Source organism: Streptomyces sp. WG5 (assembly GCF_049974565.1).
In the GTDB taxonomy this organism is placed as follows: Bacteria; Actinomycetota; Actinomycetes; order Streptomycetales; family Streptomycetaceae; genus Streptomyces.
The window spans coordinates 63825-90273 of the sequence record NZ_JBNGGC010000009.1 but is presented as its reverse complement, the minus strand read 5'-3'; the positions used below and the strand labels follow the sequence as shown (position 1 = coordinate 90273).

Sequence of the window (26449 nt, the reverse complement as noted above, 5' to 3'; positions counted from 1 at the left end):
AACGACACGAGCGACCGGCGGGCCGCGGGCACACCGGTTCCACGACGGCCACCGGCCGGGAGGGCACACGATGAGTGGGCGGGCGCGGCTGGCTCTGTGTGCGTGGGCGGCCACGCTGATGGCGGCGTGCGCGCTGCTTCCCCTGGTCGACCCGGCCACCTGGATCCTGCAGGCCGCGCTCCTGCTGGCGGTCCAGGCCGGGGTGGGCGCGGCGGCCCGCCGGGTCCCGCTGGCCCGGCCGCTGACCATCGCCGTGCAGGCCCTGGTCACGCTGGTGCTCCTGACCCTGGTCTTCGCCCGGCAGCAGGCGCTCGCCGGGCTGATCCCCGGTCCACAGGCCGTTCAGCGCTTCGCCGACCTGCTGCGACAGGGCGGCGACGACATAGCCCGGTACGCGATCCCGGCGCCGCTGGAGTCCGACGGCATCCGGCTGATGCTGGTCGGCGGCGTCCTGGTGATCGGGCTGCTGGTGGACACGCTCGCGGTGACCTTCCGCAGCGCCGCCCCCGCCGGACTGCCGCTGCTCGCGCTCTACTCGGTGGCCGCGGGGCTGTCCGAGGGCGGCACCGACTGGCTGTGGTTCCTCGTCGCGGCGGTCGGCTACCTGATGCTGCTCCTGGCCGAGGGACGTGACCGGCTCTCACAGTGGGGCCGGGTCTTCGGCGGCACGCCACGCACCCCGGGCGGGGAGCAGAGCGGCGCCGTCGCCCCGGTCCGCACCGGGCGGCGCATCGGCGCGTTCGCTCTGGGCGTCGCCCTGGTGGTACCGCTCGCCCTGCCCGCGATGAACGGCGGGCTGCTGGACAGCGCCAGGACGGGCGCCGGTTCCGGGACCGGGGGCGGCGGCACGATCTCCGCGGTGAACCCGCTGGTCTCCCTGCGCGACAGTCTCAACGTCGACGAGAACCGGCAGGTCCTCTCCGTCGAGACCGACGCGAACGACCTGTCGAACCTGTACCTGCGCATCGTGTCCCTGGACGACTTCGACGGCACCACCTGGAAGCCGTCCAAGCGGGACATCACCGCCGTGCCGGACGGCACGTTCCCCACGCCGGCCGGCCTCGGTCCCGACATCGAGCGCACGGAGACCCGGACCGCCATCAGGGCCGCGGACTGGTACGCCCAGGACTGGCTGCCCATGCCGTACCCGCCGAGCGGCGTGCGGGTGGCGGGCAACTGGCGCTACGAACCGGTCGGCATGACCCTGGTCGGCGACCACGGTCAGAACACCCGCGGCGTGGCGTACGAGGTACGGAGCCTGAACGTGCGGCCGACGGCGGACCAGCTCGCCGCCGCCCCCCAGCCGCCCCCGGCGCTGCAGCAGGAGTACACCGAGCTGCCGGACTCGCTGCCCGACGTGGTCTCCCGAACCGCCCGACAGGTCACCGCCGGCGCGGCGAACCCCTACGAGCAGGCGGTCAAGCTCCAGGAGTACTTCGCGGTCAACGGCGGTTTCGAGTACGACACCAAGGTCAAGGTCGGCAGCGGCTCGCAGGCGATCGCCCGTTTCCTCGCGGACAAGCAAGGCTTCTGCGTCCACTTCTCCTTCGCCATGGCGGCGATGGCCCGTTCCCTGGACATCCCGGCCAGGGTCGCGGTCGGCTTCGCGCCGGGTTCCCCTCAGGCGGACGGCTCGGTGTCGGTGGGGCTGCGGGACGCCCATGCCTGGCCCGAGGTGTACTTCGAGGGCGTGGGCTGGACCCGCTTCGAGCCGACGCCGACGCGCGGGTCGACCCCGTCGTACACGCTGACGGAGACGCCCGGCAGCACGGTGCCCGACCCCGAGCTGCCGTCCCGGAACCCGGAGACGGAGCCCTCGGCGGCGCCCTCGGCGAGCGAGAGCTGCACGGCTCAGGACAAGAAGCTGGACGCCTGCGCCAGCGAGTCCGCGGCGGCCGCACCGGTCGCCGGCGGGAACGGACCGAAGTGGTACGTGGTGCCGGCCTGGGTCCTGGGAGGGCTCGCGGTGCTGCTGGTCCCGCTCGCACCGATGCTGTGGCGGCTGCGCACCCGGTCGGTACGGCTGGGGGCGCACGGCCGCACCGGGGCGGACGCGGGGCCGCACACCCTCGCGGTCTGGCAGGAGCTGACCGACACGGCATGGGACTTCGGCATCCTGCCGGAGGAGTCGCAGACCCCGCGCAAGGCGGCGGCCCGGATCGTCCGGCTCAGGCAGCTCGAGCCGACGGCCGCGGCGGCGGTGCACCGGGTGGCGGATGCCGTGGAGCAGGTTCTCTACGCACCCCGGCCCCGCCCGACGGCGGGCCTCACGGAGGACGTCCACCGGGCGAGCGCCGGCCTGCGGGCCACGGCCGGCCGGGGCACGCGGCTGCGTGCGCGGTTCGCCCCGCGTTCGACCGTGCGGGTGTCCTGGGCGGTGTCGGCCAGGTGGGCGGCGCTGAAACAGCGCGCCGCGGCGGCCCGGCCGACGTTCCGGAAGGCATCGGGGCAGCAGGGCTGAGCGGGGCCCCGCGGGCGTGTCCCGCGGGGCGGGACCGGCAGGACCGGGCCCGCGGGACAGGGCGCGGGACCGGGGCCCGGAGTCACAGTCGCCCCCGTCCGGAGCCCGAGCAGCCACTCGGGCTCCGGACGGGAGGCACAGCCACTGGTGACCCGGGCTTGGGACACAGCCGTACGGGTCCCGGACGCGGAGAGACGGAGCGCGCGCGGCGCGTGGGCACGGACTCCGGGCACACACGGGTACGCGTGAGGGGGTGACCACCCGGACGGTGGTCACCCCCTCACGCGGATGTCCTGACGAGCGGCCCCGGAAGCTACTGGCCGCCCTGCTGCTCATCCCGGCGGCGCTGCCAGCGCTCGTCGATGCGGTCCATCATGGAGCGTTTCTGCCGCCCCTGGCGGCGCGCCTGTGGTCCGGCACCGGCGGCGGGCTGCTCGCCCGGCTTCGGTGCCTTGCGCCAGCCGGTCACGGCGAGGACCGCGCAGCCCAGCATGACGAGGAAACCCACCACACTGAGCCAGACCTGCTGGGCGACCATACCGGCCATGAGGAGCGCAATACCTACGAGGAAGCCCGCGACCGCCTGGTAGACCCGTCGCCGGGTGTACGTACGCAGCCCGCTTCCCTCGAGCGCTGTCGCGAACTTGGGATCTTCGGCGTACAGCGCTCGCTCCATCTGCTCGAGCATGCGCTGCTCGTGCTCCGAGAGCGGCACGGAGTCCTCCTCATCGTGCAGTCGCCGGGGCGACCCGGGGGGGTCCCTTCAGGATAGGCAGGGAATCGCCCCCGTGAAACCCGCCCCTCTACGCCAATTGGCCAACCGGTTTCCGTCATGGCCGTGCCGGCTGCTGAAGTTCCCATTCCCCAGCGGCCGACCCGTCATGCCGGGCGGTCTCCCTCGATCATACGGCGACTGGCCCCCGTTCGGGGGGCCTGTGGCGTACTCCATCTGCAGTCGCGCCCCTGATCAGCGCCTTACCCACCGGGCGACTCAGGTCTCCTGGGCCCCTCGCGTCTCACCGAGCACGTGAAGCTGTGTGGCCACGGAGTGGAACGCGGCCAGTTCGGCCGCCGCGGCCTCCAGCTTCAGCAGCGCCTCCATGGCACCGGGCTCCGTGTCCACCAGCACTCCCGGGACGAGGTCGGCGAAGACCCGCACGCCGTGCACGGCGCCGATCCGGAGCCCCGCGGCCTCGACCAGTCCGGTGAGCTGCTCGGCGGTGAACCGGCGCGGCACGGGGTCACCCGTGCCCCAGCGGCCGTCCGGGTCGCCGAGCGCCTGCCGGGCCTCCGTGAAGTGGCCGGCCAGGGCACGCGCCAGCACGGCCCCGCCGAGGCCCGCGGCGAGCAGGCTGAGGACGCCCTCGGCGCGCAGGGCGGCCACCACGTTGCGGATGCCCTCCGCGGGGTCGTCCACGTACTCCAGGACGCCGTGGCACAGCACGATGTCGTAGCCGCCGCGCTCGACCACGTCGAAGAGGCCGTGGGCGTCTCCCTGGACGCCCCGGACGCGGTCGGCGACGTCGGCCTCGGCGGCGCGGCGCTCCAGGGCGAACAGTGCGTTGGGGCTCGGGTCGACGACGGTGACGCGGTGGCCGAGGCGTGCCACGGGCACCGCGAAGTTGCCGCTGCCGCCACCGGTGTCCAGGACGTCCAGCGCCTGGCGGCCCGTGGCCTTGACCCGGCGGTCCAGGGCGTCCTGGAGAACGTCCCAGACCACAGCGGTGCGCAGGGCGGCGCGGGAACGGGACGGGTCGGAGCGCGGCGACGCCGTTTGCGGGCGGTGGGGGGAGACGGGCGGGCGCATCGGCTCCGACACGGCAGTTGACTCCTCGGCGCGGCACCGCCTCGGGCAGGGGCGGAGCGAACGGGCTGCCGCCCCGGCCCGGGTGCGGGAAGGGGCAGGCTTCAGGCGCCTCCCACCCTATTGCCTCCGGTGGGCCGACCGGCCATCGCGCACCACCGGCCCCTCAGGTGCCCTGTGTTCCCGCTGCCCGGGGCGCTCATCCCGCGTCCGGCAGGTGCTGACCCGTCCGGCCGTCCCCCGGTGGGCCACCGCCCGGCCGGTCACGGCCGGGGCGGTCGAAACCGGGGCGGCCCGCGCCCGGGCGGTCGAAGCGGCCCCGTCCGGAACCGGACCGGTCGGCGTCCGGGTATCCGGAGTCGGGACGGGCGTCCCTCGGGCGGGCAGGGCCCGGCCCGGCGGAACCCGGCCCGTCCAGGCGGTCCGTGGCCGGCCGGTCCGCGTCGGGCCGGGGCCGGGGCAGGACGGGCTGGAGGGCCAGCATCCGCTCCACGAGGCGCAGGAACACCGCCACGTCGCGTATCAGGTCGTCGGCGTCCCGCCGGCTGGCCGCGCCCCGGATGCCCGCCTCGGCCCGCGCCCGGCGCGGGGCGCCGGAGGCGAACAGCGCGCTCCAGTCGGAGAGCTCGGGTGCGATCTCGGGGAGCACCTCCCAGGCGCTGCGGATGCGGGACCGGGCCCGCGGGGTGGTCTCGGGGCGGCCTCGTGCGGCGAGCACCGCGGCCGCCGCGCGCAGGGCGGCGAGATGAGCCGTCGCGTACCGCTCGTTCGGTGTTTCGAGGACGGCGGCCTCTTCCAGTCCGGACCGGGCCTGGGCGAGCAGGTCGAGGGCGGCGGGCGGGGCGCTGGTCCGGCGGAGCACGGGGTGCACGTCGCTCGCCGGGCCGGTCAGTGAGGGTGCAGGGCCGGCTGCGCGGCGCCACCGGGCGGCGGCTGCGGACGAGTGGGCCATGACGATCCTCCTGTCGTCTCCGTGACGGCACGCCCTGGCAAGAGGTGCCGTATGTGCCCATCGTGAGGTATGCCACTGACAATCCGCCCCGACCTGGGCTTTCGCCTCGGTCGAAGGTCCGGTTCGCGGTGCGTGCCGACCGGGCCGGCGCGGAGCCCGGCGCACCGTTCCCGGCCGAGGTGCCCGACCGGCCGTACCCGGAACCCGGGCCTTCGGCCCCCGCGGGCCCTGCGGTGACGTCCGCGGGGAGGGTGCTGTGACAATCAGGACCATGGAAAGCAGCAGCGCCGTCTCGCAGGGCAGCGGCCGTCGCGAGGCCACCCGGCAGAAGCTCTACGAGGCGGCCGTCACCCTCATCGCCGAGCAGGGCTTCTCCGCCACCACCGTGGACGAGATCGCCGAACGCGCCGGGGTCGCGAAGGGCACGGTCTACTACAACTTCGCCAGCAAGTCCGTCCTCTTCGAGGAGTTGCTGCGCCATGGTGTCGGGCTCCTCACCGCATCGCTGCGGGAGGCGGCACAGCGGACGGCGCGGGAGGGCCGCGGCCGGGTCGACGCCCTGGACGAGATGATCCGCGCGGGGCTCGTCTTCATCGACCGCTACCCGGCCTTCACCCAGCTGTACGTGGCCGAGCTGTGGCGTACCAACCGGGCCTGGCAGTCCACGCTGCTGGTGGTCCGGCAGGAGGCCGTAGCGGTGGTGGAGGGCGTGCTGCGCGAGGGGGTGGCACGCGGTGAGTTCAGCGAGGAGATCGACGTACCGCTGACCGCCGCGGCCCTGGTCGGCATGGTCCTGGTGGCGGCGCTGGACTGGAAGGCGTTCCAGGCGGAACGCTCCCTCGACGACGTGCACGCGGCCCTGTCCCGACTGCTCCAGGGACGCGTGAGCGGCCGCCCCTGAAGCGACCGCGCACGAGCCGCCGGCCGCGCACGAAGAGCGCCGGCCCGTGGCGGCCGCGTCCCCCGCGGGCCACCGTCGGACCGGCGCCTTCTCCTGTTCCCCCGTACGTCCCCCCGTTGGAACCCCCGTTCCCGGTCGGTCCCCCCGGGCTCCCCCGTGCCTCGCTCCCGCCGACCGCGGCCGGCGGAAGGAGCGGATCGCGGGCCCGGCTCCGATCCGGCGCCCCGTGTCGCCGGCTGGGAGCCGTGCCCCTCTCCGTGTCTCCACTCTCTCGTTCCCGCAGGTCGCACCCCATCCGCGTGCGTACTCATCTACCGGGCTAGGTACGGGTACTCAGTCGTGCGCGCCCCGGCTCAGGGCGGTGCGTCACCGGCCGGTCACGCGCGCGCCCGTCCCGGTACTCAGCCGCGGCCCGCCGTCGGCCGTTCCCGCAGGTGCGCGGCCCGGCCCCTGGACCCGGACTGTCGGTGGCGGCGGATAAAGTCCCTGGCATGGCACGGATTGCGGTGATCGGCGCCGGGATGGGCGCGATGGCGGCCGCCGCCCGGCTGGCCGTCGCGGGCCACCGGGTGGCGGTGTACGAGCGGAGCCGGACGTACGGCGGCGCCCTGGGCCGCTTCGAGCGGGACGGCTTCTCCTTCGACACCGGACCCGGTCTGCTCCCGCTGCCCGCGGTCTGGCGCGACCTGTTCGTCAAGACCGGCAAGGAGCCGCTGGAGGCGTGTGTCGAGCTGGTGCAGGTCGACCCGTCGTCACGGCACGTGTTCGCCGACGGGACGGAGGTCTCGCTGCCGAACGCCTCGCGGGCGGGGGTCGTAGCCTCCCTGGACCGGGCGCTCGGCCCGGCCGCCGGGCAGCGCTGGGGCGACTTCCTGGTGCGGGCCCGCGAGACCTGGGACCGGACGCGCCGCCCGCTCCTCGAGGAGCCTCTGTGGCCGAACTGGGAGGTGCTGGCCGAGCGCGAGCCCTACCCTGCCGTCCCGCACAAGCGGCTGCTGCGCACCCGCCGGGCCGGCACGCTCGCCGAGGTAGGTGCCTGGGAGCTGCGGGACGCCCGGCTCGCCGCCCTCCTGGAGAGCCACGCGCTCGGGTACGGCCTGGACCCCCGGACCGCTCCGGCGAACACCGCGGTGCTGCCGTACATGGAGTACGCGTTCGGTATGTGGTACGTGCGTGGCGGCGGTCTGCGGGAGCTGGCGCGGGCGGTGTACGAGCGGTGCCTGGCCCGCCGGGTCGAGTTCCACTTCGGTGCCGAGGTCGCGGGAATCGTCGAGGAGGACGGCCGGGTGGCGGGCGTGGAGCTGGCCGGAGGCGGCGTCGCGGAGGCGGAGTTCGTGGTGGCCGGTGTGGCGCCCGGTGTGCTGGACCGCCTCTGCGCGGGCTCGGCGGTACGGGGCGACGGCGAGGTCCCGCCGCAGCGCGGCGGGACGAGCCGGCTGACGGTGCTGCTGGCGCTGCGGGGCGGGCGCCCCCCGGGCACGGCGCACCGGACGGTGGTGCATGCGGAGGACCGGGAGACCGAGCTGGACGGCCTGTTCGGCGGCACACCCGGTATGGCCGCGCGGCCGACCGTCACGGCCTTGCGCCCCGACGACCCGGGACTGGTCCCGGACGCGGACCACGAGGCGGTCACGCTCACCGCCGTGGTGCCCGCCCTGGGCGCCGGGCCGGACTGGACCGCGGCAGACGTGTCCGCCCGCCACGCCGAGTACCTGGTCGGCGTCGCCGAGCGTGCGATACCGGATCTGCGCGACCGGCTTCTGTGGCACGAGGTACGCACCCCGGCCGACGTCGCGGCGGGGACCGGTGTGGCGGACGGCGCGGTTCCGGTGCCGGCCCTGGCGGGGGTCGGCGGGCGCCTGCTGCACGCGGCGAACGGCACGCGCACCGGCGGGCTGTTCACGGTCGGCGGCTGGTCGCACCCGGGCGGGGGTCTGCCGCACGCGGGCATGTCGGGCGCGCTGGTCGCCGGACTCGTCGTGGAGGGACCGGAGTTCCGGGGTTCCCAGTGAGCGGCAGGGGACCGGCGCGCGGCCCGGACCGGTGACCGGTCCCCGGACGTGCCGTCAGAAGCGGTACTGCTCGTCGTAGCCCTGGCCCTGTGTCTGGCCGTTGCCCTGGTACGGATACGTCTGCTCCTGCGGGAGTTCGCCGCCGTGGGGTTCGTCGGTGCTGCGCTGCTGCGGCACCCACACCCCGTCGGCCGGTGTCTCGCCGCCGTAACCGCCGGGCGCGCCGGTGGCGTACTGGTCCTGCCCGTAGCCCTGCTGGCCGTACTGCTGCCCGTCGGCCGTGTCGTAGGAGCCGGTGTCGTACGACGTCCCGCCGTAGGTGTGGGTGCCGATGTACGGGTCGGAGTAGGCGGCGTACTGCTGCTGGCCGCCGGTGTCGTAGCCGTACCCCTGCTGCTGTCCGTCACCCGAGTAGTCGTAGGCGTAGGACTGGCCGGTGCCCTGCGCGGCCTGGGCCTGCGCGGCCGCGGCCTGGGCCTGCTGGTCGTGGCCGTAGCCGGCGTCGGCGTACACACCGTAGGAGCCGGTGTCGTCCGGCATGGGCTGCGGCTCGTAGACGGCGGTGGTCTCCGCGGCCGTGGGGTCGGCCGGGCGAACCGGGGTGAAGACGTCGTCGCGGTCGTAGTCGTCAGGACCGTACGCGAGGCCGTCCTGACCGGGCACGTGGTCCGGCGTGCGGTCGCCGTAGCCGTCGTGGCCGTCCGGGCCGCCCTCGGCCCCTTCGAGGCCGGAGACCTCCAACGTCGGTTCCTGGCGGCCCCGTTGGGGGCGGCCGCGCTTGCCGGTGAGGCTCGCCGGGGCGTTGACCGCCCAGCCGGCCTCGAAGCCGCGGCGGAACGACAGCGTGACGTAGGTCTGGCCGACCGCGAAGGCGGCCGCGCCCAGCCCGATGACGATGACGGACGGGATCAGGACACCGACCACGACACCGAGGAAGCCGCCGAACGCGAGCAGCCGCCAGCGCAGCCGCGCCTTGTACTGCAGCAGCACCTCACCGAGCAGCCACAGCGCGACGCCGCCGAACGCGATGTAGAGGACCGTCCAGCCCATGTACGCCCCTCTCCCAGTGGCCGCTACGCAGTGTGTCGTAAGTATGTGCGACCGGTCTAGGCCCGCGGTGGGTGGTGCAGGCCCAGGTTCTCGTAGATTTCCAGGGTCGCCGTGGAGTTGTTCAGCGTGATGAAGTGCAGTCCGGGCACGCCCTCGGCCAGCAGCCGCGCGCAGAACTCCGTGGCGAACTCGATGCCAATGGAGCGTACAGCGGTCGGATCGTCCTGTGCTGTGAGGATCCGCTCTTTCAGCTCGGCCGGGAACGAGGCGTTGCTGAGCTTTGGCAACCTCTCCAGCATCTTCACACTGGTCACCGGCATGACCTCGGGAATGACCGGGGTCTCGCAGCCGGCCGCGGCGACCCGGTCGCGCAGGCGCAGGTAGGACTCGGGCTGGAAGAACATCTGCGTGATCGCGTAGTCGGCGCCCGCCCGGCACTTGTCGACGAAGTGCCTCACGTCCGTGTCCCAGTCGGCGGAGCGCGGGTGCATCTCGGGGAACGCCGCGACGCCGACGCAGAAGTCGCCCGACTCCTTGATGAGCCGGACCAGTTCGGCGGCGTAGGTCAGGCCCTGCGGGTGCGGGACCCAGTCGGCCGTGGGGTCGCCGGGCGGGTCGCCGCGCACGGCGAGCATGTTGCGGATCCCGGCGTCGGCGTACTGGCCGATGATGTTGCGCAGTTCGGCGACGGAGTGGTCGACGGCGGTGAGGTGGGCCACCGGGGTCAGCGTGGTGTCGGCGACGATCTGCTGGGTCTCCTTGACCGTCCCCGCGCGCGTGGACCCGCCGGCTCCGTAGGTCACGGAGACGAAGTCCGGCGCGACCGCCTCCACCCGCCTCAGCGCGCTCCACAGGTTCTTCTCGCCCTTGGCCGTCTTCGGCGCGGAGAACTCGAACGAGTACGTCGTCTTGCCGGACGCGAGCATGTCGCGCACGGTGCGTGCGCGATCAGTCCTGGTGGATGCGGTTCCGAGGGCCATACGGGCAGGTTAGCCAGGGGGCGGCGGTCACCCAACCGAATGCGGGGCATTTGTCCGTATTGTCGATTTCTTGTCCACCCCTTGGACATACGCGCCGGACACATGCCTCCGGCTCCCCCCGGCCACGCCGGCCCGCCGACGCGTGCCCTACGCCTGCCGCAGTCGCTTCGCGAACTCGGCGGCCGCCGCGCCCGGGTCCTCCGCCGCGGTGATCGCGCGGACGACGACGACGCGCCGGGCGCCCGCCGCCAGCACCTCGTCGAGGTTGCCGAGGTCGATGCCGCCGATCGCGAACCAGGGTCGCCCGGTGCCGAGGGACGCCGTGTGACGGACCAGGCCGAGTCCGGGTGCGTGGCGGCCGGGCTTGGTGGGGGTCGGCCAGCACGGACCGGTGCAGAAGTAGTCCACGCCGTCCTGGACGGCGGCAGCGGCGGCCTCGGACTCGGTGTGCGTGGACCGGCCGACGAGCACGTCGTCGCCGAGGATCGCCCGGGCGGCGGGCACCGGGAGGTCTCCCTGCCCGAGGTGCAGCACGTCGGCACGGGCCGCGTGGGCGACGTCCGCCCGGTCGTTCACCGCGAGGAGCTTGCCGTGGCGGGCACAGGCGTCGGCGAAGACCTCGAGGTGCTCCAACTCCTCACCGGCCTCCATGCCCTTGTCACGCAGCTGCACGATGTCGACGCCGCCGGCCAGCACCGCGTCCAGGAACTCGGGCAGGTCGCCCTGGTCGCGGCGGGCGTCCGTGCACAGGTAGAGCCTGGCGTCGGCGAGCCGGGCGCGGGCGGTGGCGTCGGTGTCGGACATGCGGGTTCCCCCAGGTCGGCAGGTCGGCAGGTCGGTGGCGTGGGCCGCGTGGGCCGCACGGCTCCGGCACACGGGCCGCGGTGGCGACGCGGCCGTGCGTCGAACAGGTACCCGGGCGGCACGCGGCCCGGACGTCGAACGGGTGCTCGGGCGGCACGCGGCCCGGGCCTTGAACGGTACTGCGGGCGGCACGCGCCCGTGGGTCGCGGGGCGTGCCGCGCCACGACCCCGGCGTGCGGGCCGTGTGCCGGCACGGCCCTCCTGGGGCCGTGGGCCGCGGCCCGCACGCCGGACGGTGGGTGTCAGGTCAGACGGCGAGCGCCTGGGCGCGGCGCTTCACCTCCGTGCCGCGGTTCTCGCTCAGCGCCTGCGCGGGGGTGCCGGGCAGGGTCTCGTCGGGCGTGAAGAGCCACTCCAGCATCTCCTCGGCCGTGAAGCCGTCGTCCCGCAGCAGCGTCAGGGTCCCGACCAGGCCCTTGACGACCTTGTCCTCGTCGATGAAGGCCGCGGGGATGTGCAGCGCGCGGTTCTCACCGCGGCGTACGGCGATGAGCTGGCCTTCCTTGATCAGCTGGCGTACGCGGGTCACCTCGACACCGAGCATCTCGGCGATGTCGGGGACGGTGAGCCAGGCAGGCACGAGAGCATCGATCTTTGCGTCAATCTCGGTCACAGCTCCAGCCTGCCATCTGGCACTGACAGTCGGAAACCGGACCCGTCCGGCCCGGGCCGGCGAACCGGACCGGGAGCGCGGGCGGCGGGTGAGCGGGGGCGGCGGGTGAGCGGGGGCGGCGGGTGAGCGGGGGCGGACTACGCCGTCGCCGCCTTGAGCGGCCTCGCCGGATCGGCCAGCAGCCGCGGGTCCATCGTCGTGCCCGCCTGGATCAGGCGTTTGCCCTGGGCGAGGTCCCGGGGGCGGCCCACCGCCAGCAGGGCGACCAGGCGGTCCTCGCGCAGCCAGCAGACCGTCCAGGCGGGCCCCGAGGGGTCGCCGCGCCACAGGGTGCGGTCGGCGGCCGCGTGGTGACCGGCGTACTGGACGAAGCGCCCGAACTGCTCGGACCAGAAGTAGGGCACCGGATCGTAGGCCGCCGGGGCGTCGCCGGTGGCGGCGCCGACGATGGCGGCGGCGACCGTGCGCGGGCCCTGGAGGGCGTTGTCCCAGTGGTGCACGAGCAGCCGCTCGCCGTAGCGGCGCGAGGGGAAGGAGGCGCAGTCGCCGACCGCGTAGACGTCCGGCGCCGAAGTGCGCAGGCGGTCGTCGGCCAGGACTTCCCCGTGCGCGCCGAGGCCGATCCCGGAGCCGGCGAGCCACGTGGTGGCGGGCCGGGCGCCGATGCCGACGACGACCGCGCCCGCGGGCAGCCGTGAGCCGTCGTCGAGGACCACCCGGCCGGGCTCCCCGGGCTCCCCGGGCTCGACGCGCTCCACGCGCGCGTGCGTGCGCAGTTCGGCGCCCGCACCGGCGTACCAGTCCGCCATCTTCGCGGCGACCTCGTCGGGCAGCACACCGGCGAGGGGCCGGCCGGCGGCCTCCACGACGGTCACCGCGCAGCCCGCCTCACGCGCGGCGGTGGCGAACTCGGCGCCGATCCAGCCCGCGCCGACGACCACGATGTCGTGCTGCCGGGCGAGCACCGGGCGCAGCCGTTCGGCGTCGTCCAGGGTGCGCAGCAGGTGCACGCCGGGCACGCCCTCCGCGCCGGGGAGCCGGATCGGTTCGGCGCCGGTCGCGAGGACGAGGACGTCGTACGGCACGGGCCCCGCGGAGGTGTCGAGGACGTGCGCGCCGGGGCGGACGCCCAGGGCCTCGCAGCCGAGCCGCAGGGTGATGCCCAGTGCCTCGAAGTCGACGTCGAAGGCGGAGCCCTCGGCCGTGCCGAGCAGGACGGCCTTGGACAACGGGGGGCGGTCGTACGGCTGGTGCGGCTCCGCGCCGATCAGCGTCACGGTGCCGGTGAAGCCCTGCTCCCGCAGGGCGACGGCGGTCTGCACCCCTGCCATGCCCGCGCCCACGACGACCACGCCGCGCTCCGCGTCCGCTCCCCGTTCCCGGGTCTGCTCCTGCGTCTGCTCGCTCACCTGATCACCTTAGACACCCGGTGGTCCGCCGGTCAGTGCCCGTGCGCGGTGACCTGCTCCACAACGCTCGTCCCGCTGCCCCGCTGCGACTCCCACTCCCAGGCCTCCTCCAGGCGCACCCGCCCGTCCGGCAGCTCGACGACGGTGGACACGCAGTGGCCCGACGACGTGTTGCCGTCGGTCTTGAGCTGCACGTAGCGGAAGTCGAGACGGTCGCCCTCCCTGCTTCCCACCAAGCGGCCGCGGACGACGTCGCCGCCCGCGTACTCGGCCCATACGGCACCGTCCTGCTCGTGATACGTGAAGCGGGTTCGCGTGCCCACCTGGCCCGGCGCCTGGTCGGCGACGGGAGCGAGGACGAGACCGTCGAGTGAACGTGCCATGGGCGGAGGCTCCCTTACGAGTGCGATGCGCTGCGGGCTAGGGTGGCCAACGTAAAGCACTCGCGGGAGCCCGGACGCACCGGGCTGAGAGGGAGGCTGGCGGCCTCCGACCGTACGAACCTGATCCGGGTCATGCCGGCGAAGGGAGGGGCTGGACGCCCATGTCGTCTCCGCCACACACGTCGTCACGTACCCCCGACGTCCTCGTCGTCGGGGGTGGGATCATCGGCCTGGTCACGGCCTGGCGGGCCGCGCAGCGCGGGCTCGTCACGGCCCTCGTGGACCCGGAACCGGGCGGTGGGGCCGCCCAGGTGGCGGCCGGGATGCTGGCCGCCGTCACGGAACTGCACTACGGCGAGCAGACGCTGCTCGCCCTGAACCTCGCCTCCGCCCGCCGGTACCCCGAGTTCGCGGCGGAGCTGGCCGACCTCACCGGTCACGACCTCGGTTACCGCAGGTGCGGCACACTCGCCGTCGCCCTGGACGCCGACGACCGCGCCCACCTGCGGGAACTGCACGCGCTCCAGCAGCGCTCGGGCCTGGAGTCCGAGTGGCTGCCCGGGCGCGAGTGCCGGCGTCTGGAGCCGATGCTCGCGCCGGGTGTGCGCGGCGGGCTCCGGGTGGACGGCGACCATCAGATCGACCCCCGGCGCCTCGCCGGCGCGCTCGTGGCCGCCTGCGAACGCGCGGGCGTCGTCTTCCACCGGGTGTGGGCCGACCGGCTCACCGTCGGGCGCGGCGGTGAGCGCGCCACGGGCGTCGTCACGGCCGACGGCACCGCGCGGGAGGCCGGGCAGGTGGTGCTGGCCGGGGGCAGCATGAGCGGGCGGCTCACGGGCGTGCCGGACGACGTGCTGCCGCCGGTGCGGCCGGTCAAGGGGCAGGTGCTGCGTCTGACGATGCCGCAGGCGCACGGGCCGCTGCTGAACCGGACGGTGCGCGCCGTGGTGCGCGGCAACCCCCTCTACCTGGTGCCCCGGGAAAACGGCGAGCTGGTCGTCGGCGCCACCAGTGAGGAACTGGGCTGGGACACGACGGTCACCGCGGGCGGCGTGTACGAGCTGCTGCGCGACGCCCACGAGCTGGTCCCCGGCATCACCGAGCTGCCCCTGGCGGAGACCCGTGCGGGTCTGCGCCCCGGCTCCCCGGACAACGCCCCGCTGCTCGGCCCGACCGCTCTGGACGGCCTGCTGCTGGCCACCGGGCACCACCGCAACGGTGTCCTGCTCACCCCGGTCACCGGCGACGTCATGGCGGACGTCCTGACCACCGGGGAGCTTCCGGCCGAGGCCCGCCCCTTCAGCCCCCGGCGCTTCGGCGCCGCCCCCGCACTCCCGCGACTCTCGGAGCAGCCCGTATGAACATCTCCGTCAACGGCGAGCCGCGCGAGGTGGCTCCCGGCACGGCCCTGGACGCCCTGGTGGGCACGCTCACCGCGGCGTCGTCCGGTGTGGCCGCCGCCCTCAACGAAACCGTCGTCCCGCGCGCGCGGTGGTCCGCCACCGCGCTGGCCGACGGCGACCGTGTCGAAGTCCTCACCGCCGTCCAAGGAGGCTGACCATGGCCGACGATCCCTTTGTCCTCGGCGGTACGGCGTACGGGTCCCGTCTGATCATGGGTACCGGCGGGGCGCCCAGCCTCGACGTCCTGGAGCGGGCGCTGGTGGCGTCCGGGACGGAGCTGACGACCGTCGCGATGCGGCGGGTGAACGCCTCGGTGCACGGGTCCGTGCTGTCGGTGCTGGAGAAGCTCGGCATCCGGGTGCTGCCGAACACGGCCGGCTGCTTCACCGCCGGGGAGGCCGTCCTCACCGCCCGGCTCGCGCGCGAGGCCCTCGGCACGGACCTGGTCAAGCTGGAGGTCATCGCCGACGAGCGCACCCTGCTGCCGGACCCGATCGAGCTGCTGGACGCGGCGGAGACGCTGGTCGACGACGGGTTCACGGTGCTGCCGTACACGAACGACGACCCGGTCCTCGCGCGGAAGCTGGAGGACGTGGGGTGTGCCGCGATCATGCCGCTCGGCTCGCCGATCGGGTCGGGGCTCGGTATCCGCAACCCGCACAACTTCGAGTTGATCGTGGAGCACGCGCGCGTGCCGGTGATCCTGGACGCGGGGGCCGGTACCGCGTCGGACGTGGCCTCGGCGATGGAGCTGGGGTGCGCGGGTGTGATGCTCGCCTCGGCGGTGACGCGGGCGCAGGAGCCGGTGCTGATGGCGGAGGGGATGCGGTTGGCCGTGGAGGCGGGGCGGCTGGCCCGGCGGGCCGGGCGGATCCCGCGGCGGCACTTCGCGCAGGCGTCGTCTCCCGCAAAGGGCCTGGCCGTCCTGGACCCTGAGCGGCCCGCTTTCCAGTGACCAGGCGCTGACCTGCCGTTCCGTCTCCGTCCGACGCACCGCCCGTGTCCCGTCGGACAAGAGGCGGGGTCCCGGCCTCGGGGCCCGTCGCCGTCCGGGGCCCACCGTGCGCGGGCACGGGCCCGGCTCCGCGTCGGGCACGTCACAGATGCGCTGCAGTACCGCCCCCGCCCGTCGGCTGCGGCGCCGGGTGTCCGTGGTGACTCGTAGACTCGCCTGCGTGGACACGACCCTTCAGGACCCTCTCGTCGGGCAGGTGCTCGACGGCCGGTACCGCGTCGAGGCGCGGATCGCGGTGGGCGGGATGGCCACGGTCTACCGGGCCGTGGACACCCGCCTGGACCGCGTGCTCGCGCTGAAGGTGATGCACCCGACGCTCGCGGCCGACGCCACCTTCGTGGAGCGGTTCATCCGCGAGGCGAAGTCGGCCGCCCGCCTCGACCACCCCAACGTCGTACAGGTGTTCGACCAAGGGGCCGAGGGAGCGTACGTCTACCTGGCCATGGAGTACATCGCCGGCTGCACCCTGCGCGACGTGCTGCGCGAGCGCGGGGCGCTGCGTCCGCGGGCCGCGCTGGACATCCTGGAGCCGGTGCTGGCCGCGCTGGGCGCCGCGCACCGGGCCGGGTTCGTGCACCGGGACATGAAGCCGGAGAACGTGCTGATAGGGGACGACGGCCGGGTCAAGGTCGCCGACTTCGGACTGGTCCGGGCCGTCGACACGGTCACCAGCACCACCGGAGCCGTCCTCGGCACCGTCTCCTACCTGGCGCCCGAGCAGATCGAGCACGGCACCGCCGATCCGAGGGTCGACGTCTACGCGTGCGGCGTGGTGCTGCACGAGATGCTGACCGGCGCCAAGCCGCACGAGGGGGATTCCCCCGCCCAGGTGCTCTACAAGCATCTGCACGAGGACGTGCCGCCGCCGTCGGCCGCCGTGCCGGGGATGGCGTACGAGCTGGACGAGCTGGTCGCCTCGGCGACCGCCCGCAACCCGGAGATCCGTCCGCACGACGCCGTGGCCCTGCTCTCGCAGACCCGCCAGGCCCGCGGGGCGCTGAGCGAGGACCAGCTGGACGCGGTGCCGCCGCAGGCGCTCACCGGGGGGCACGACAACGCCGAGGACCGCACGAGCGTGATCCCCCGCGCGCTGACCCTGCCCCGGCCGCTCCCCGTCAACGAGGACGAGGGCGACGGCACGGACGGGGCGTTCCCCGCGGACGGGGTGAACCGCACCAGTCGGCTGGCCGCTCCCCAGCCGGCCCCGCCCCGGCGCCGGCGCCCGGAGCTGCGGCGCGGCCCGCTGGCGGTCGTCGTGGCCGTCCTGCTGGTGCTCGGCGTCGGCACGGGTGTCTGGTACATCAACTCCGGCCAGTTCACCAAGGTGCCCGCACTGCTGTCCACGACCGAGGCGCAGGCCCGGGACCGGCTGGACGAGGCGGGCCTGGACGTGGGCGAGGTCGAGCACGCCTACAGCGACACCGTGGAGCGCGGCAAGGTCATCAGCACGGATCCCGGGGTGGGCACCCGCATCCGCAAGAACGACTCGGTGTCGTTCACCGTCTCCGACGGCCCCGACACCGTGAAGCTGCCGGACGTCGCGGGCTACCGGCTGGACCGGGCGCGGACCGTACTGAAGGACGAGGGGCTGGAGCCGGGCATGGTGACCCGGGCGTTCAGCGAGGAGGTGCCGAAGGGCTTCGTGATCTCCACGAAGCCGAAGACGGGCACCACGGTGCGCGCCGGCTCCGCGGTCGCCCTGGTCGTCAGCAAGGGCGGCCCGATCGACGTCCCCGACGTCACCGGCGACGACCTGGCCGACGCGAGGGCCGAGCTGACCGAGGCCGGGCTGAAGGTGAAGGTCGCCGACGAGCAGGTGAACTCCGAGCACGACAAGGGCCAGGTCGCCCGCCAGACGCCGGGCTCGGGCAGTCGGGCCGCCGAGGGCGACACGGTGACCCTCACGGTCTCCAAGGGCCCCGAGATGATCGAGGTTCCGGACGTGGTCGGCGACAGCGTGGACGACGCCAAGCGGACGCTGAAGGACGCGGGCTTCGACGTGAAGGAGGACCGCGGTCTGCTCGGGCTGTTCGGCGACACCGTGAAGGAGCAGTCCGTGGAGGGCGGGGACACGGCTCCCAAGGGCTCCACCATCAAGATCACCATCAGGTGACGGCTCTCACGGTCCGGACGGGTACGAGCGCGTGACACCCTGAATGGGTGAACAGTCAACAGTCCGCCCCCTCCCCCGCCTCCGGCCTCCCCCGCAACCCCGTCGGCGCCCACGTCCCCGTGGCCGGCGGCCTGCACTCCGTGGGCCTGTCCTACGCCCGTGAGCTGAAGGCGGAGGCCGTGCAGGTCTTCGTCGCCAACCCGCGCGGCTGGGCCACCCCGGCCGGCAACCCGCAGCAGGACGAGGCGTTCCGGGAGGCCTGCGCGGCCGGGTCGGTCCCGGCCTACGTGCACGCGCCCTACCTGATCAACTTCGGTTCGCACACCGAGGCGACGGTGGAGCGGTCGGTCGAGTCGCTGCGGCACTCGCTGCGGCGCGGGCGGGCGATCGGGGCGCTCGGCGTGGTCGTGCACACCGGCAGCGCGACCGGCGGACGGGACCGGGCGGTGGCGCTGGAGCAGGTACGCGAGTACATGCTTCCGCTGCTCGACGAGCTCACCCACGACGACGATCCGTACCTGCTCCTGGAGTCGACCGCCGGACAGGGCGCCTCCCTGTGCTCGCGGACCTGGGACTTCGGGCCGTACTTCGAGGCGCTGGACGCCCACCCGAAGCTCGGGGTGTGCCTGGACACGTGCCACATCTTCGCGGCGGGGCACGACCTGACCGGCCCGTCGGGCATGCACCAGACGCTGGACCTGCTGGTGGACACGGTCGGCGAGGGCCGGCTCAGGCTGATCCACGCCAACGACTCCAAGGACGTGGCGGGGGCGCACAAGGACCGGCACGAGAACATCGGCTCCGGCCACATCGGCGAGGACCCGTTCCGGGCGCTGATGGCCCACCCCGCGACCGAGGGCGTGCCGCTGGTCATCGAGACCCCGGGCGGCAAGGAGGGGCACGCGGCGGACGTGGAGCGGCTGAAGAAGCTGCGGGACGGCTGAACGCCGCGGGCTCCCGAGAGCTGCGCGACGGCTGAACCCGCAGGTCAGGCCCCCGCCGGTCAGAGCTCGGGACCGTCCCCGGGCTCCTCCTGGTAGGAGTAGCGCTGCTCCTGCCACGGATCGCCGATGTTGTGGTAGCCGCGCTCCTCCCAGAAGCCGCGGCGGTCGGCGGTCATGTACTCGATGCCGCGGACCCACTTGGGCCCCTTCCAGGCGTACAGGTGCGGGACGACCAGCCGGAGCGGGAAGCCGTGCTCGGCGGTGAGCAGCTCGCCGTCCTTGTGGGTGGCGAAGAGGGTGCGTTCGGCGGCGAAGTCGGACAGCCGCAGGTTGGAGCTGAACCCGTACTCCGCCCACACCATCACATGGGTGACGGCGGGCGCCGGCGGGGCGAGCTCCAGGATCGCGGCGGCCGGAACGCCGCCCCACTCGGAGCCGAGCATGCTGAACTTGGTGACGCAGTGCAGGTCGGCGACGACCGTGGTGTACGGCAGGGCCGTGAACTCCTCGTGCGTCCAGCCGTGTTTCTCACCGTCGGCGGTGGCGCCGAAGACCCGGAACTCCCAGCGCTCGGGGCGGAACCTGGGGACGGGCCCGTAGTGCGTGACCGGCCAGCCGCGCTGCAGTCGCTGCCCCGGTGGGAGCTCGAACCGCGATGCTCCTTCCGCACCGCCTTCTCCCGATTCGTTTCCCGCCGGCTGACCCATGCCTCCATCCTGACAGACCTGGACCGATGCCCCCGACCCACCCTCCTCACATTCGGGCAAACACGAACAGATTCCACTAAGCCTGTACTTACTTACTAAGTCGAGACTTACTGGACGATCTTCGGTGCCGGTGCAATCATGCGGCGCAACACGCCAGTTCCCGTTCGAAGGAGCGTCAAGCGATGCAGGGCGACCCCGAGGTCATCGAGTTCCTCAATGAGCAGCTGACCGCCGAGCTCACGGCGATCAACCAGTACTTCCTGCACGCGAAGCTGCAGGACCACAAGGGCTGGACCAAGCTCGCGAAGTACACGCGCGCGGAGTCCTTCGACGAGATGCGCCACGCCGAGGTGCTCACCGACCGCATCCTGCTCCTGGACGGCCTGCCGAACTACCAGCGGCTCTTCCACGTGCGGGTCGGCCAGAGCGTGACCGAGATGTTCCAGGCCGACCGGGAGATCGAGGTCGAGGCGATCGACCGGCTGCGCCGGGGCGTCGAGGTGATGCGGGCCAAGAACGACATCACGTCCGCCAACGTCTTCGAGGCGATCCTCGCCGACGAGGAGCACCACATCGACTACCTGGACACCCAGCTGGAGCTGATCGAGAAGCTGGGCGAGTCGCTCTACCTGTCGACGGTCATCGAGCAGTCCCAGCCGGACGCGTCCGGTCCCGGCTCGCTCTAGCTACGCCGCTTCCGGGAGCTCCGCGAGGACCGGTCCGCCCTGGTCGGCCAGCTGCCGGCGGGGGCAGGCGCCACGGCCGAGCAGCGCCTGGATGCGCCGCACGCAGCCGCCGCAGTCGGTGCCCGCCTTGCAGGCGGAGGCGATCTGCCGGGGCGTGCAGGCGCCGGCTTCCGCGTGGCTCCTCACCTGTTCCTCGGTGACACCGAAGCAGCTGCAGACGAACACGCGGTTCACCTCCCGGGCGGATACAAGGTCGTGCCGTACCGAACGACCGGAGGCCCGACTCGGTGAGGCAAACCTAACCTTACCCATCGGGCGGGGGCGGCAAAAGCGGAAGGGGCGCGGATCGTATGTGACCCGCGCCCCATTCCCCGTCCCTGCCGCCCGTCCGCGTCGCCCGACGGGGGCGCCGTCACTGGTCCCGGTACATCTCCGCCACCAGGAACGCCAGGTCGAGCGACTGGCTGCGGTTGAGCCGCGGGTCGCAGGCCGTCTCGTAGCGCTGGTGCAGGTCGTCGACGAAGATCTCGTCGCCGCCGCCCACGCACTCGGTGACGTCGTCACCGGTCAGCTCCACGTGGATGCCGCCCGGGTGGGTGCCCAGCGACTTGTGGACCTCGAAGAAGCCCTTGACCTCGTCGAGCACGTCGTCGAAGCGGCGGGTCTTGTGGCCGGAGGCCGCCTCGTAGGTGTTGCCGTGCATCGGGTCGGTGATCCAGGCGACGGTCGCGCCGGACGCGGTGACCTTCTCGACCAGCTCGGGGAGCCTGTCGCGGATCTTGTCCGCGCCCATGCGGACGATGAAGGTCAGCCGGCCGGGCTCGCGCTCGGGGTCCAGACGCTCGATGTACTGGAGCGCCTCCTCGGCCGTGGTGGTCGGGCCGAGCTTGATGCCGATCGGGTTGCGGATCCGCGAGGCGAACTCGATGTGCGCGTGGTCCATCTGCCGGGTGCGCTCACCGATCCACACCATGTGCCCGGAGACGTCGTACAGCTGCCCGGTGCGCGAGTCGACGCGGGTGAGCGCCGACTCGTAGTCGAGCAGCAGCGCCTCGTGCGAGGAGAAGAACTCGACCGTCTGGAACTCGGCCGGGTCCGTCCCGCAGGCCCGCATGAAGTTCAGCGCGTTGTCGATCTCCCGGGCGAGCTGCTCGTAGCGCTGGCCGGACGGCGAGGACTTCACGAAGTCCTGGTTCCAGGCGTGCACCTGGCGCAGGTCGGCGTAGCCGCCGGTGGTGAAGGCGCGCACCAGGTTCAGCGTGGACGCCGACGCGTGGTACATGCGCTTGAGCCGCTCGGGGTCCGGGATCCGGGCCTCTTCGGTGAAGTCGAAGCCGTTGACGGAGTCGCCGCGGTAGGTCGGCAGCGTCACGCCGTCCCGGGTCTCGGTCGGCTTGGAGCGCGGCTTGGAGTACTGGCCGGCGATCCGGCCCACCTTCACCACGGGCACGGACGCGGCGTAGGTGAGTACGGCGCCCATCTGGAGGAGCGTCTTGAGCTTCGCCCTGATGTGCTCGGCGGACACGGCGTCGAACGACTCGGCGCAGTCACCGCCCTGGAGCAGGAAGGCCTCTCCCCGGGCGACCGCTGCCATGCGCGCGCGCAGCTGGTCGCACTCGCCGGCGAACACCAGCGGGGGATACGTTTCGAGCTCGGCGATCACATCGCGCAGAGCCTCGGCATCCGGGTACTCGGGCTGCTGCGCCGCGGGCAGGTCTCGCCATGTCGCCTGAGCGGCGACGCTTCGGGAATCAGCGTTCACGGTCACGTGCCCAACAGTACGCGGTCGGTTACGGTGTCCATCACCCCGACCAGTCCGTGAGACAGGCGTACTCCGCGGAGTACGCCCGGCGGCCCCGCCGGTGCGGGAGTGATCGGCGTCCCGCCGCGGCGGTGTCCTGAGCTGCGGGCCGCCCCGGCGCGGGCGGGAGCGCGACAGGGCCAATGACGCGGTGGGGCTCCGGAACCCGGCACTCATGGTGTACGGTCCGTGCCATGTTCGCGCACTCGACCCAGAACTGGTGGTGGACCGCTCCTTCGGCGGCCCACTGACTGCGCGTACGCAAGACTTCGCGAAGGCCGCCCGAGGGGCGGCCTTCGGCGTTTGCGACCGGGGTCCGTTCCTCTCCGACGAACCGAGAAGGACCCGGACCATGACACCGCTCGACGGCCTCCTGGCCGACCCCCGCCCGTTCGCCCTGCTCCGCCGCCGCACCCCGGGCCGCGCCGCCGGGGACGGGACCACCGTGGAACTGCTGCTCGGCCCGGTGACCGAGCACGACAGACTCGCCGGCCTGCCCGACGAGGGACTGGCGCTCGTCCCCTTCCGGCAGCTCCGCGAGCGTGGCTTCGACGTCCGCGACGACGGCACGCCGCTGCTGGTGCTGACCCCCGAGGAGCGGCACGACATCCCGCTCGCCGACGCCCTCGCCGCCCTCCCCGCGCACGACGTCCGGGTCGAGGGCGGCGGCTTCGACGTCGGCGACGACGCGTACGCGCAGATCGTCGGGCGCGTGCTGGACGAGGAGATCGGGGCCGGCGAGGGCGCCAACTTCGTGATCCGGCGGACGTACGAGGGGCGGATTCCCGGGTTCGGGCGGGCCGACGCGCTGGCGCTGTTCCGGCGGCTGCTGGAGGGCGAGCGGGGCGCGTACTGGACGTTCGTCGTGCACACCGGGGACCGGACGCTGGTCGGGGCCAGCCCCGAGGTGCATGTCCGGGTGTCCGGGGGCACGGTCGTGATGAACCCGATCAGCGGGACGTACCGCTATCCCGCCGAGGGCCCGACCCCCGAGCACCTGCTCCGCTTCCTCGCCGACGGCAAGGAGATCGAGGAGCTGTCGATGGTGGTCGACGAGGAGCTCAAGATGATGTGCACCGTCGGCGACATGGGCGGAATGGTCGTGGGGCCGCGGCTCAAGGAGATGGCCCACCTCGCGCACACCGAGTACGAGCTGCGCGGCCGTTCCTCGCTGGACGTGCGGGAGGTGCTGAAGGAGACCATGTTCGCGGCGACGGTCACCGGGTCGCCGGTGCAGAACGCCTGCCGGGTCATCGAGCGGCACGAGGTCGGGGGGCGGGGCTACTACGCGGGCGCGCTGGCACTGCTGGGGCGGGACTCGGGCGGCGCCCAGACCCTCGACTCCCCCATCCTCATCCGCACCGCCGACATCGACGCCGCCGGGCGGCTGCGGGTGCCGGTCGGCGCCACGCTGGTACGGGGCTCCGACCCGGCCGGCGAGGTCGCGGAGACCCACGCCAAGGCGGCCGGGGTGCTGACGGCGCTGGGCGTGCGTCCGTCCCGGCCGCGTACGGAGGCCGGGCGGCCGGAGCTGGCCGACGACCCGCGCGTGCGGGCGGCGCTGGACGGGCGCCGGTCCTCGCTGGCGCCGTTCTGGCTGCGGATGCAGGAGCCGTCGGACGCGCTGGAGGGCCATGCCCTGGTCGTCGACGCGGAGGACACCTTCACGGCGATGCTCGCGCACGTACTGCGCTCGTCGGGCCTCGGGGTGAGCGTGCGGCGGTACGACGAACCGGGGCTGCGGGAGGCCGTGCTCGGACACGAGGGCCCGGTGGTGCTGGGGCCCGGCCCCGGCGACCCCTGCGATCCGGCGGATCCCAAGATGCGCTTCCTGCGTGCCCTGACCGCCGACGTGATCCGGGAGAACCGGCACGGCGTCCTCGGGGTCTGCCTCGGGCACGAGCTGATCGCGGCGGAGCTGGGGCTGGGGATCGTCCGCAAGGAGGTGCCGTACCAGGGGGCGCAGACGGAGATCGACCTGTTCGGGCGGCGCGAGACCGTGGGCTTCTACAACAGCTTCACCGCGCGCTGTGACGACGGGACGGCCCTGGAGCTGGCCGCGCGCGGGGTGGAGGTGAGCCGCTCGGCGGGCGGCGAAGTGCACGCGCTGCGCGCCGCGCGGTTCGCGTCGGTGCAGTTCCATCCCGAGTCGGTGCTGACGCTGAACGGGGCGGCGATCGTACGGGAGCTGACCGGTCAGCTGCGCGGTACCAGCACGTTCTCCGAGCGGCGGCCCTCGGTGTAGTCGAGGACGTTGCGCACCGTGGCGTCGACGATCTGCCCGACCGCGTCCTCGGTGTAGTACGCCTGGTGCGAGGTGACCAGGACGTTCGGGAAGGTGACGAGGCGGGCCAGGGTGTCGTCGGCGATGGCCTCCAGGGACTTGTCGAGGAAGAACAGGCCCGCCTCCGCCTCGTACACGTCCAGGCCCACCCCGGTGAAGCGGCCCGCGCGCAGCTCGGTGACCAGGGCGGCGGTGTCGATCAGACCGCCGCGGCTGGAATTGACCAGGATCGCGTCGTCCCGCATCGCCTTCAGGGCGGCGGCGTCGATCAGGTGCTGGGTCGCGGGCATCAGCGGGAGGTGCAGGGAGACCAGGTCGGAGCGGGCGAGCAGCTCGTCCTTGGGGACGTAGCGCATGCCCAGCTCCATGCACGCGGGGTTCTCGGCGACGTCCCAGCCCAGCAGCCGCATGCCGAAGCCGTGGGCGATGCGGGCGAAGGCCTCGCCGATCTTGCCGGTGCCGAGGACGCCGGCGGTGCGGCCGTGCATGTCGCGGCCCATCAGGCCGTGCAGGCGGAAGTCGAAGTCCCGGGTGCGGGTGGAGGCCCGCACGATCCGCCGGTTGACGGCCATGGCGAGGGTCCAGGCGAACTCGGCGACCGAGTGGGGCGAGTAGTACGACACCCGGGCGACGGTCATGCCGAGCCGCTCGGCCGTGTCGAGGTCGATGTTGTTGAAGCCGGTGGAGCGCTGGGCCACCATCCGGGTGCCGCCGGCCGCGAGGATCTCCAGGACGGCCGCGCCGAGGTCGGCGTTGACGGACGTGGAGACGATCTCGTGGCCGGCCGCGATGGGGGCGGTGTCCTCGTTGAGGAAGACGTCGAGGCAGCGGACCTGGCCGTGGCCCTGGAAGGCCTGTTCGATCAGGGGCTTCTCGTCGGCCTGGACGCCGAAGGCCAGGATCTCCATGACCGCTCCCGTTCTGCCGGGCTCCGGGGCTTTCGCCGGGCTCCCGGGCTTGTGCTGGGCTCCGGGCCGAATATACGGCGCCGCGCCTGCGGGCGCCGGTCAGCCGAAGAACACCCCGGCCTCCTCGTACAGCTTCGGGTCGACCGTCTTCAGCCGGGCCGTGGCCTCCGCGATCGGCACGCGGACGATGTCCGTGCCGCGCAGGGCGACCATGGTGCCGAAGTCGCCGTCGCGGACGCAGTCCACGGCGTGCAGGCCGAACCGGGTGGCGAGCCAGCGGTCGAAGGCGCTGGGCGTGCCCCCGCGCTGGACGTGGCCGAGGACGGTGGTCCGGGCCTCCTTGCCGGTGCGTTTCTCGATCTCCTTCGCCAGCCACTCACCCACCCCGGACAGCCGGACGTGCCCGAAGGAGTCCAGCGACTGGTCCTTGAGCACCATGTCGCCGTCCCGGGGCATCGCCCCCTCGGCGACGACCACGATCGGCGCGTACGACGACCGGAACCGGGACGTCACCCAGGCACACACCTGCTCCGTGTCGAAGCGCTGCTCGGGGATGAGGATGACGTTGGCGCCGCCCGCCAGGCCGGAGTGGAGTGCGATCCAGCCGGCGTGCCGGCCCATGACCTCCACGACCAGCACGCGCATGTGGGACTCGGCGGTGGTGTGCAGCCGGTCGATGGCCTCGGTGGCGATGCCGACGGCCGTGTCGAAGCCGAAGGTGTAGTCGGTGGCGGACAGGTCGTTGTCGATCGTCTTCGGCACGCCGACGCACGGCACGCCGTACTCGTCCGCGAGGCGGGTGGCGACGCCCAGGGTGTCCTCGCCGCCGATGACGACGAGCGCCTCGACACCCCGTTCGGCCAGGTTCTCCTTGATGCGCCGGATGCCGCCCGCGTGCTGGAGGGGATTGGTGCGCGAGGAGCCGAGGATGGTGCCGCCGCGGGGCAGGATGCCGCGGACGGCCGGGATGTCGAGCCGGACGGTGTCGCCCTCCAGCGGACCGCGCCAGCCGTCCCGGAAGCCGGTGAAGTCGTATCCGTACTCCTGTACGCCCTTGCGGACGACGGCCCGGATGACGGCGTTGAGCCCGGGGCAGTCACCGCCTCCGGTCAGCACTCCGACCTTCATCGCGCAACTCCCTTGCCACAGCGGGTGGTTC

24 protein-coding genes, 1 pseudogene and 1 riboswitch are annotated in these 26449 nt (G+C 73.4%); of the genes and pseudogenes, 11 read left to right on the top strand and 14 right to left on the bottom strand.

Annotated elements, in window-relative coordinates; all coding sequences use genetic code 11:
- Positions 1-70 precede the first annotated feature (70 nt).
- Positions 71-2461 (top strand): transglutaminase TgpA family protein, encoded by a 2391-nt coding sequence (locus ACP4IX_RS11530; RefSeq protein ID WP_426555426.1) that lies wholly within the window; start codon positions 71-73, stop codon positions 2459-2461.
- A 313-nt stretch (positions 2462-2774) separates the two neighbouring features.
- Here the strand turns inward: ACP4IX_RS11530 and ACP4IX_RS11525 are convergent, their stop codons facing one another.
- From ACP4IX_RS11525 to ACP4IX_RS11515, 3 genes and pseudogenes are all read right to left on the bottom strand, one after another.
- Positions 2775-3176: a spore wall synthesis complex protein gene (locus ACP4IX_RS11525; RefSeq protein WP_019327988.1), complete on the bottom strand. Its 402-nt coding sequence runs from the start codon at positions 3174-3176 to the stop codon at positions 2775-2777.
- Positions 3177-3452: 276 nt separating this feature from the next.
- The gene (locus tag ACP4IX_RS11520; RefSeq protein ID WP_426522938.1) at positions 3453-4280 is read right to left on the bottom strand and encodes a methyltransferase; all 828 of its coding nucleotides are present in this window, start codon (positions 4278-4280) and stop codon (positions 3453-3455) included.
- Between the two features lie 337 nt (positions 4281-4617).
- Positions 4618-5217, bottom strand: a pseudogene (locus ACP4IX_RS11515) (SAV_6107 family HEPN domain-containing protein); the annotation flags it as partial.
- A 271-nt stretch (positions 5218-5488) separates the two neighbouring features.
- On the opposite strand from ACP4IX_RS11515, the gene ACP4IX_RS11510 reads away from it, so the two are divergent.
- Both ACP4IX_RS11510 and ACP4IX_RS11505 read left to right on the top strand, forming a co-directional pair.
- A complete protein-coding gene (locus tag ACP4IX_RS11510; RefSeq protein WP_426522939.1) occupies positions 5489-6118 on the top strand; it encodes a TetR/AcrR family transcriptional regulator in 630 nt (209 codons plus the stop codon).
- 491 nt (positions 6119-6609) lie between these two features.
- A complete protein-coding gene (locus tag ACP4IX_RS11505; protein WP_426522940.1) occupies positions 6610-8130 on the top strand; it encodes a phytoene desaturase family protein in 1521 nt (506 codons plus the stop codon).
- A 54-nt stretch (positions 8131-8184) separates the two neighbouring features.
- Here the strand turns inward: ACP4IX_RS11505 and ACP4IX_RS11500 are convergent, their stop codons facing one another.
- The 6 genes from ACP4IX_RS11500 to ACP4IX_RS11475 form a co-directional block, all read right to left on the bottom strand.
- Positions 8185-9180, bottom strand: a complete 996-nt coding sequence (locus ACP4IX_RS11500; RefSeq protein ID WP_426522941.1) for a hypothetical protein — start codon at positions 9178-9180, stop codon at positions 8185-8187.
- Between the two features lie 56 nt (positions 9181-9236).
- Positions 9237-10160: a methylenetetrahydrofolate reductase [NAD(P)H] gene (gene metF, locus ACP4IX_RS11495; protein ID WP_426522942.1), complete on the bottom strand. Its 924-nt coding sequence runs from the start codon at positions 10158-10160 to the stop codon at positions 9237-9239.
- A 147-nt stretch (positions 10161-10307) separates the two neighbouring features.
- A complete protein-coding gene (gene thiE / locus ACP4IX_RS11490) occupies positions 10308-10964 on the bottom strand; it encodes a thiamine phosphate synthase (protein ID WP_426555425.1) in 657 nt (218 codons plus the stop codon).
- A 307-nt stretch (positions 10965-11271) separates the two neighbouring features.
- Complete coding sequence (locus tag ACP4IX_RS11485) at positions 11272-11637, bottom strand: Rv2175c family DNA-binding protein (protein ID WP_055416498.1); 366 nt, start codon at positions 11635-11637, stop codon at positions 11272-11274.
- A gap of 137 nt (positions 11638-11774) precedes the next feature.
- Positions 11775-12989, bottom strand: coding sequence for an NAD(P)/FAD-dependent oxidoreductase (locus ACP4IX_RS11480; protein WP_426555483.1), 1215 nt, complete (start codon positions 12987-12989; stop codon positions 11775-11777).
- 89 nt (positions 12990-13078) lie between these two features.
- On the bottom strand, positions 13079-13429 hold the full coding sequence (locus ACP4IX_RS11475; protein WP_426555424.1) for a hypothetical protein: 351 nt from the start codon (positions 13427-13429) through the stop codon (positions 13079-13081).
- Between the two features lie 52 nt (positions 13430-13481).
- Positions 13482-13593: riboswitch (TPP riboswitch) on the top strand.
- On the opposite strand from ACP4IX_RS11475, the gene thiO reads away from it, so the two are divergent.
- The 5 genes from thiO to ACP4IX_RS11450 all read left to right on the top strand — a co-directional run bounded on the left by thiO (position 13591) and on the right by ACP4IX_RS11450 (position 18904).
- The gene (gene thiO / locus ACP4IX_RS11470; protein ID WP_426522945.1) at positions 13591-14790 is read left to right on the top strand and encodes a glycine oxidase ThiO; all 1200 of its coding nucleotides are present in this window, start codon (positions 13591-13593) and stop codon (positions 14788-14790) included. It overlaps the preceding riboswitch by 3 nt.
- The gene (thiS, locus tag ACP4IX_RS11465) at positions 14787-14987 is read left to right on the top strand and encodes a sulfur carrier protein ThiS (protein WP_426522946.1); all 201 of its coding nucleotides are present in this window, start codon (positions 14787-14789) and stop codon (positions 14985-14987) included. Before thiO ends, thiS begins: the two co-directional genes overlap by 4 nt.
- A gap of 2 nt (positions 14988-14989) precedes the next feature.
- Positions 14990-15787 (top strand): thiazole synthase, encoded by a 798-nt coding sequence (locus tag ACP4IX_RS11460; RefSeq protein WP_426522948.1) that lies wholly within the window; start codon positions 14990-14992, stop codon positions 15785-15787.
- A 220-nt stretch (positions 15788-16007) separates the two neighbouring features.
- Entirely contained in the window at positions 16008-17960 is a 1953-nt protein-coding gene (gene pknB, locus ACP4IX_RS11455) for a Stk1 family PASTA domain-containing Ser/Thr kinase (protein ID WP_426522949.1), read from the top strand.
- Between the two features lie 47 nt (positions 17961-18007).
- On the top strand, positions 18008-18904 hold the full coding sequence (locus ACP4IX_RS11450; protein ID WP_426522950.1) for a deoxyribonuclease IV: 897 nt from the start codon (positions 18008-18010) through the stop codon (positions 18902-18904).
- Positions 18905-18963: 59 nt separating this feature from the next.
- On the opposite strand, the gene ACP4IX_RS11445 is transcribed toward ACP4IX_RS11450, so the two are convergent.
- Positions 18964-19611, bottom strand: coding sequence for a sulfite oxidase-like oxidoreductase (locus ACP4IX_RS11445; protein ID WP_426522951.1), 648 nt, complete (start codon positions 19609-19611; stop codon positions 18964-18966).
- A 182-nt stretch (positions 19612-19793) separates the two neighbouring features.
- Between ACP4IX_RS11445 and bfr the strand changes: the two genes are divergently transcribed.
- Positions 19794-20297 carry a bacterioferritin gene (bfr, locus tag ACP4IX_RS11440; protein ID WP_019327969.1) on the top strand — a complete coding sequence of 168 codons (504 nt, stop codon included), beginning with the start codon at positions 19794-19796 and terminating at the stop codon, positions 20295-20297.
- On the opposite strand, the gene ACP4IX_RS11435 is transcribed toward bfr, so the two are convergent.
- Positions 20298-20531: a (2Fe-2S)-binding protein gene (locus tag ACP4IX_RS11435; RefSeq protein ID WP_392123591.1), complete on the bottom strand. Its 234-nt coding sequence runs from the start codon at positions 20529-20531 to the stop codon at positions 20298-20300.
- A 178-nt stretch (positions 20532-20709) separates the two neighbouring features.
- Positions 20710-22065, bottom strand: a complete 1356-nt coding sequence (locus ACP4IX_RS11430) for a class II 3-deoxy-7-phosphoheptulonate synthase (protein WP_426522952.1) — start codon at positions 22063-22065, stop codon at positions 20710-20712.
- A 176-nt stretch (positions 22066-22241) separates the two neighbouring features.
- Between ACP4IX_RS11430 and ACP4IX_RS11425 the strand changes: the two genes are divergently transcribed.
- A complete protein-coding gene (locus ACP4IX_RS11425) occupies positions 22242-22349 on the top strand; it encodes a trp operon leader peptide (protein WP_426555423.1) in 108 nt (35 codons plus the stop codon).
- Positions 22350-22450: 101 nt separating this feature from the next.
- Entirely contained in the window at positions 22451-24343 is a 1893-nt protein-coding gene (locus tag ACP4IX_RS11420) for an anthranilate synthase family protein (RefSeq protein WP_426555422.1), read from the top strand.
- Here the strand turns inward: ACP4IX_RS11420 and ACP4IX_RS11415 are convergent.
- Together ACP4IX_RS11415 and ACP4IX_RS11410 are read right to left on the bottom strand one after the other, a co-directional pair.
- Positions 24295-25290, bottom strand: a complete 996-nt coding sequence (locus ACP4IX_RS11415) for a 2-hydroxyacid dehydrogenase (RefSeq protein WP_426522954.1) — start codon at positions 25288-25290, stop codon at positions 24295-24297. The two genes, ACP4IX_RS11420 and ACP4IX_RS11415, sit on opposite strands and share 49 nt — an antisense overlap.
- A gap of 99 nt (positions 25291-25389) precedes the next feature.
- The gene (locus ACP4IX_RS11410) at positions 25390-26418 is read right to left on the bottom strand and encodes a 6-phosphofructokinase (protein WP_426522955.1); all 1029 of its coding nucleotides are present in this window, start codon (positions 26416-26418) and stop codon (positions 25390-25392) included.
- Positions 26419-26449 lie beyond the last annotated feature (31 nt).

Bases quoted from the DNA above. Each gene is read 5' to 3' on its own strand.
- ACP4IX_RS11530 (WP_426555426.1), top strand. From the start codon at position 71: ATGAGTGGGCGGGCGCGGCTGGCTCTGTGTGCGTGGGCGGCCACGCTG.
- metF (WP_426522942.1), bottom strand. From the start codon at position 10,160: ATGGCCCTCGGAACCGCATCCACCAGGACTGATCGCGCACGCACCGTG.
- ACP4IX_RS11445 (WP_426522951.1), bottom strand. From the start codon at position 19,611: ATGGGTCAGCCGGCGGGAAACGAATCGGGAGAAGGCGGTGCGGAAGGA.
- ACP4IX_RS11420 (WP_426555422.1), top strand. From the start codon at position 22,451: ATGACACCGCTCGACGGCCTCCTGGCCGACCCCCGCCCGTTCGCCCTG.
- thiO (WP_426522945.1), top strand. From the start codon at position 13,591: ATGTCGTCTCCGCCACACACGTCGTCACGTACCCCCGACGTCCTCGTC.
- ACP4IX_RS11410 (WP_426522955.1), bottom strand. From the start codon at position 26,418: ATGAAGGTCGGAGTGCTGACCGGAGGCGGTGACTGCCCCGGGCTCAAC.
- ACP4IX_RS11475 (WP_426555424.1), bottom strand. From the start codon at position 13,429: ATGGCACGTTCACTCGACGGTCTCGTCCTCGCTCCCGTCGCCGACCAG.
- ACP4IX_RS11510 (WP_426522939.1), top strand. From the start codon at position 5,489: ATGGAAAGCAGCAGCGCCGTCTCGCAGGGCAGCGGCCGTCGCGAGGCC.
- ACP4IX_RS11415 (WP_426522954.1), bottom strand. From the start codon at position 25,290: ATGGAGATCCTGGCCTTCGGCGTCCAGGCCGACGAGAAGCCCCTGATC.
- ACP4IX_RS11505 (WP_426522940.1), top strand. From the start codon at position 6,610: ATGGCACGGATTGCGGTGATCGGCGCCGGGATGGGCGCGATGGCGGCC.
- thiS (WP_426522946.1), top strand. From the start codon at position 14,787: ATGAACATCTCCGTCAACGGCGAGCCGCGCGAGGTGGCTCCCGGCACG.
- ACP4IX_RS11500 (WP_426522941.1), bottom strand. From the start codon at position 9,180: ATGGGCTGGACGGTCCTCTACATCGCGTTCGGCGGCGTCGCGCTGTGG.
- ACP4IX_RS11425 (WP_426555423.1), top strand. From the start codon at position 22,242: ATGACGCGGTGGGGCTCCGGAACCCGGCACTCATGGTGTACGGTCCGT.
- bfr (WP_019327969.1), top strand. From the start codon at position 19,794: ATGCAGGGCGACCCCGAGGTCATCGAGTTCCTCAATGAGCAGCTGACC.
- thiE (WP_426555425.1), bottom strand. From the start codon at position 10,964: ATGTCCGACACCGACGCCACCGCCCGCGCCCGGCTCGCCGACGCCAGG.
- ACP4IX_RS11460 (WP_426522948.1), top strand. From the start codon at position 14,990: ATGGCCGACGATCCCTTTGTCCTCGGCGGTACGGCGTACGGGTCCCGT.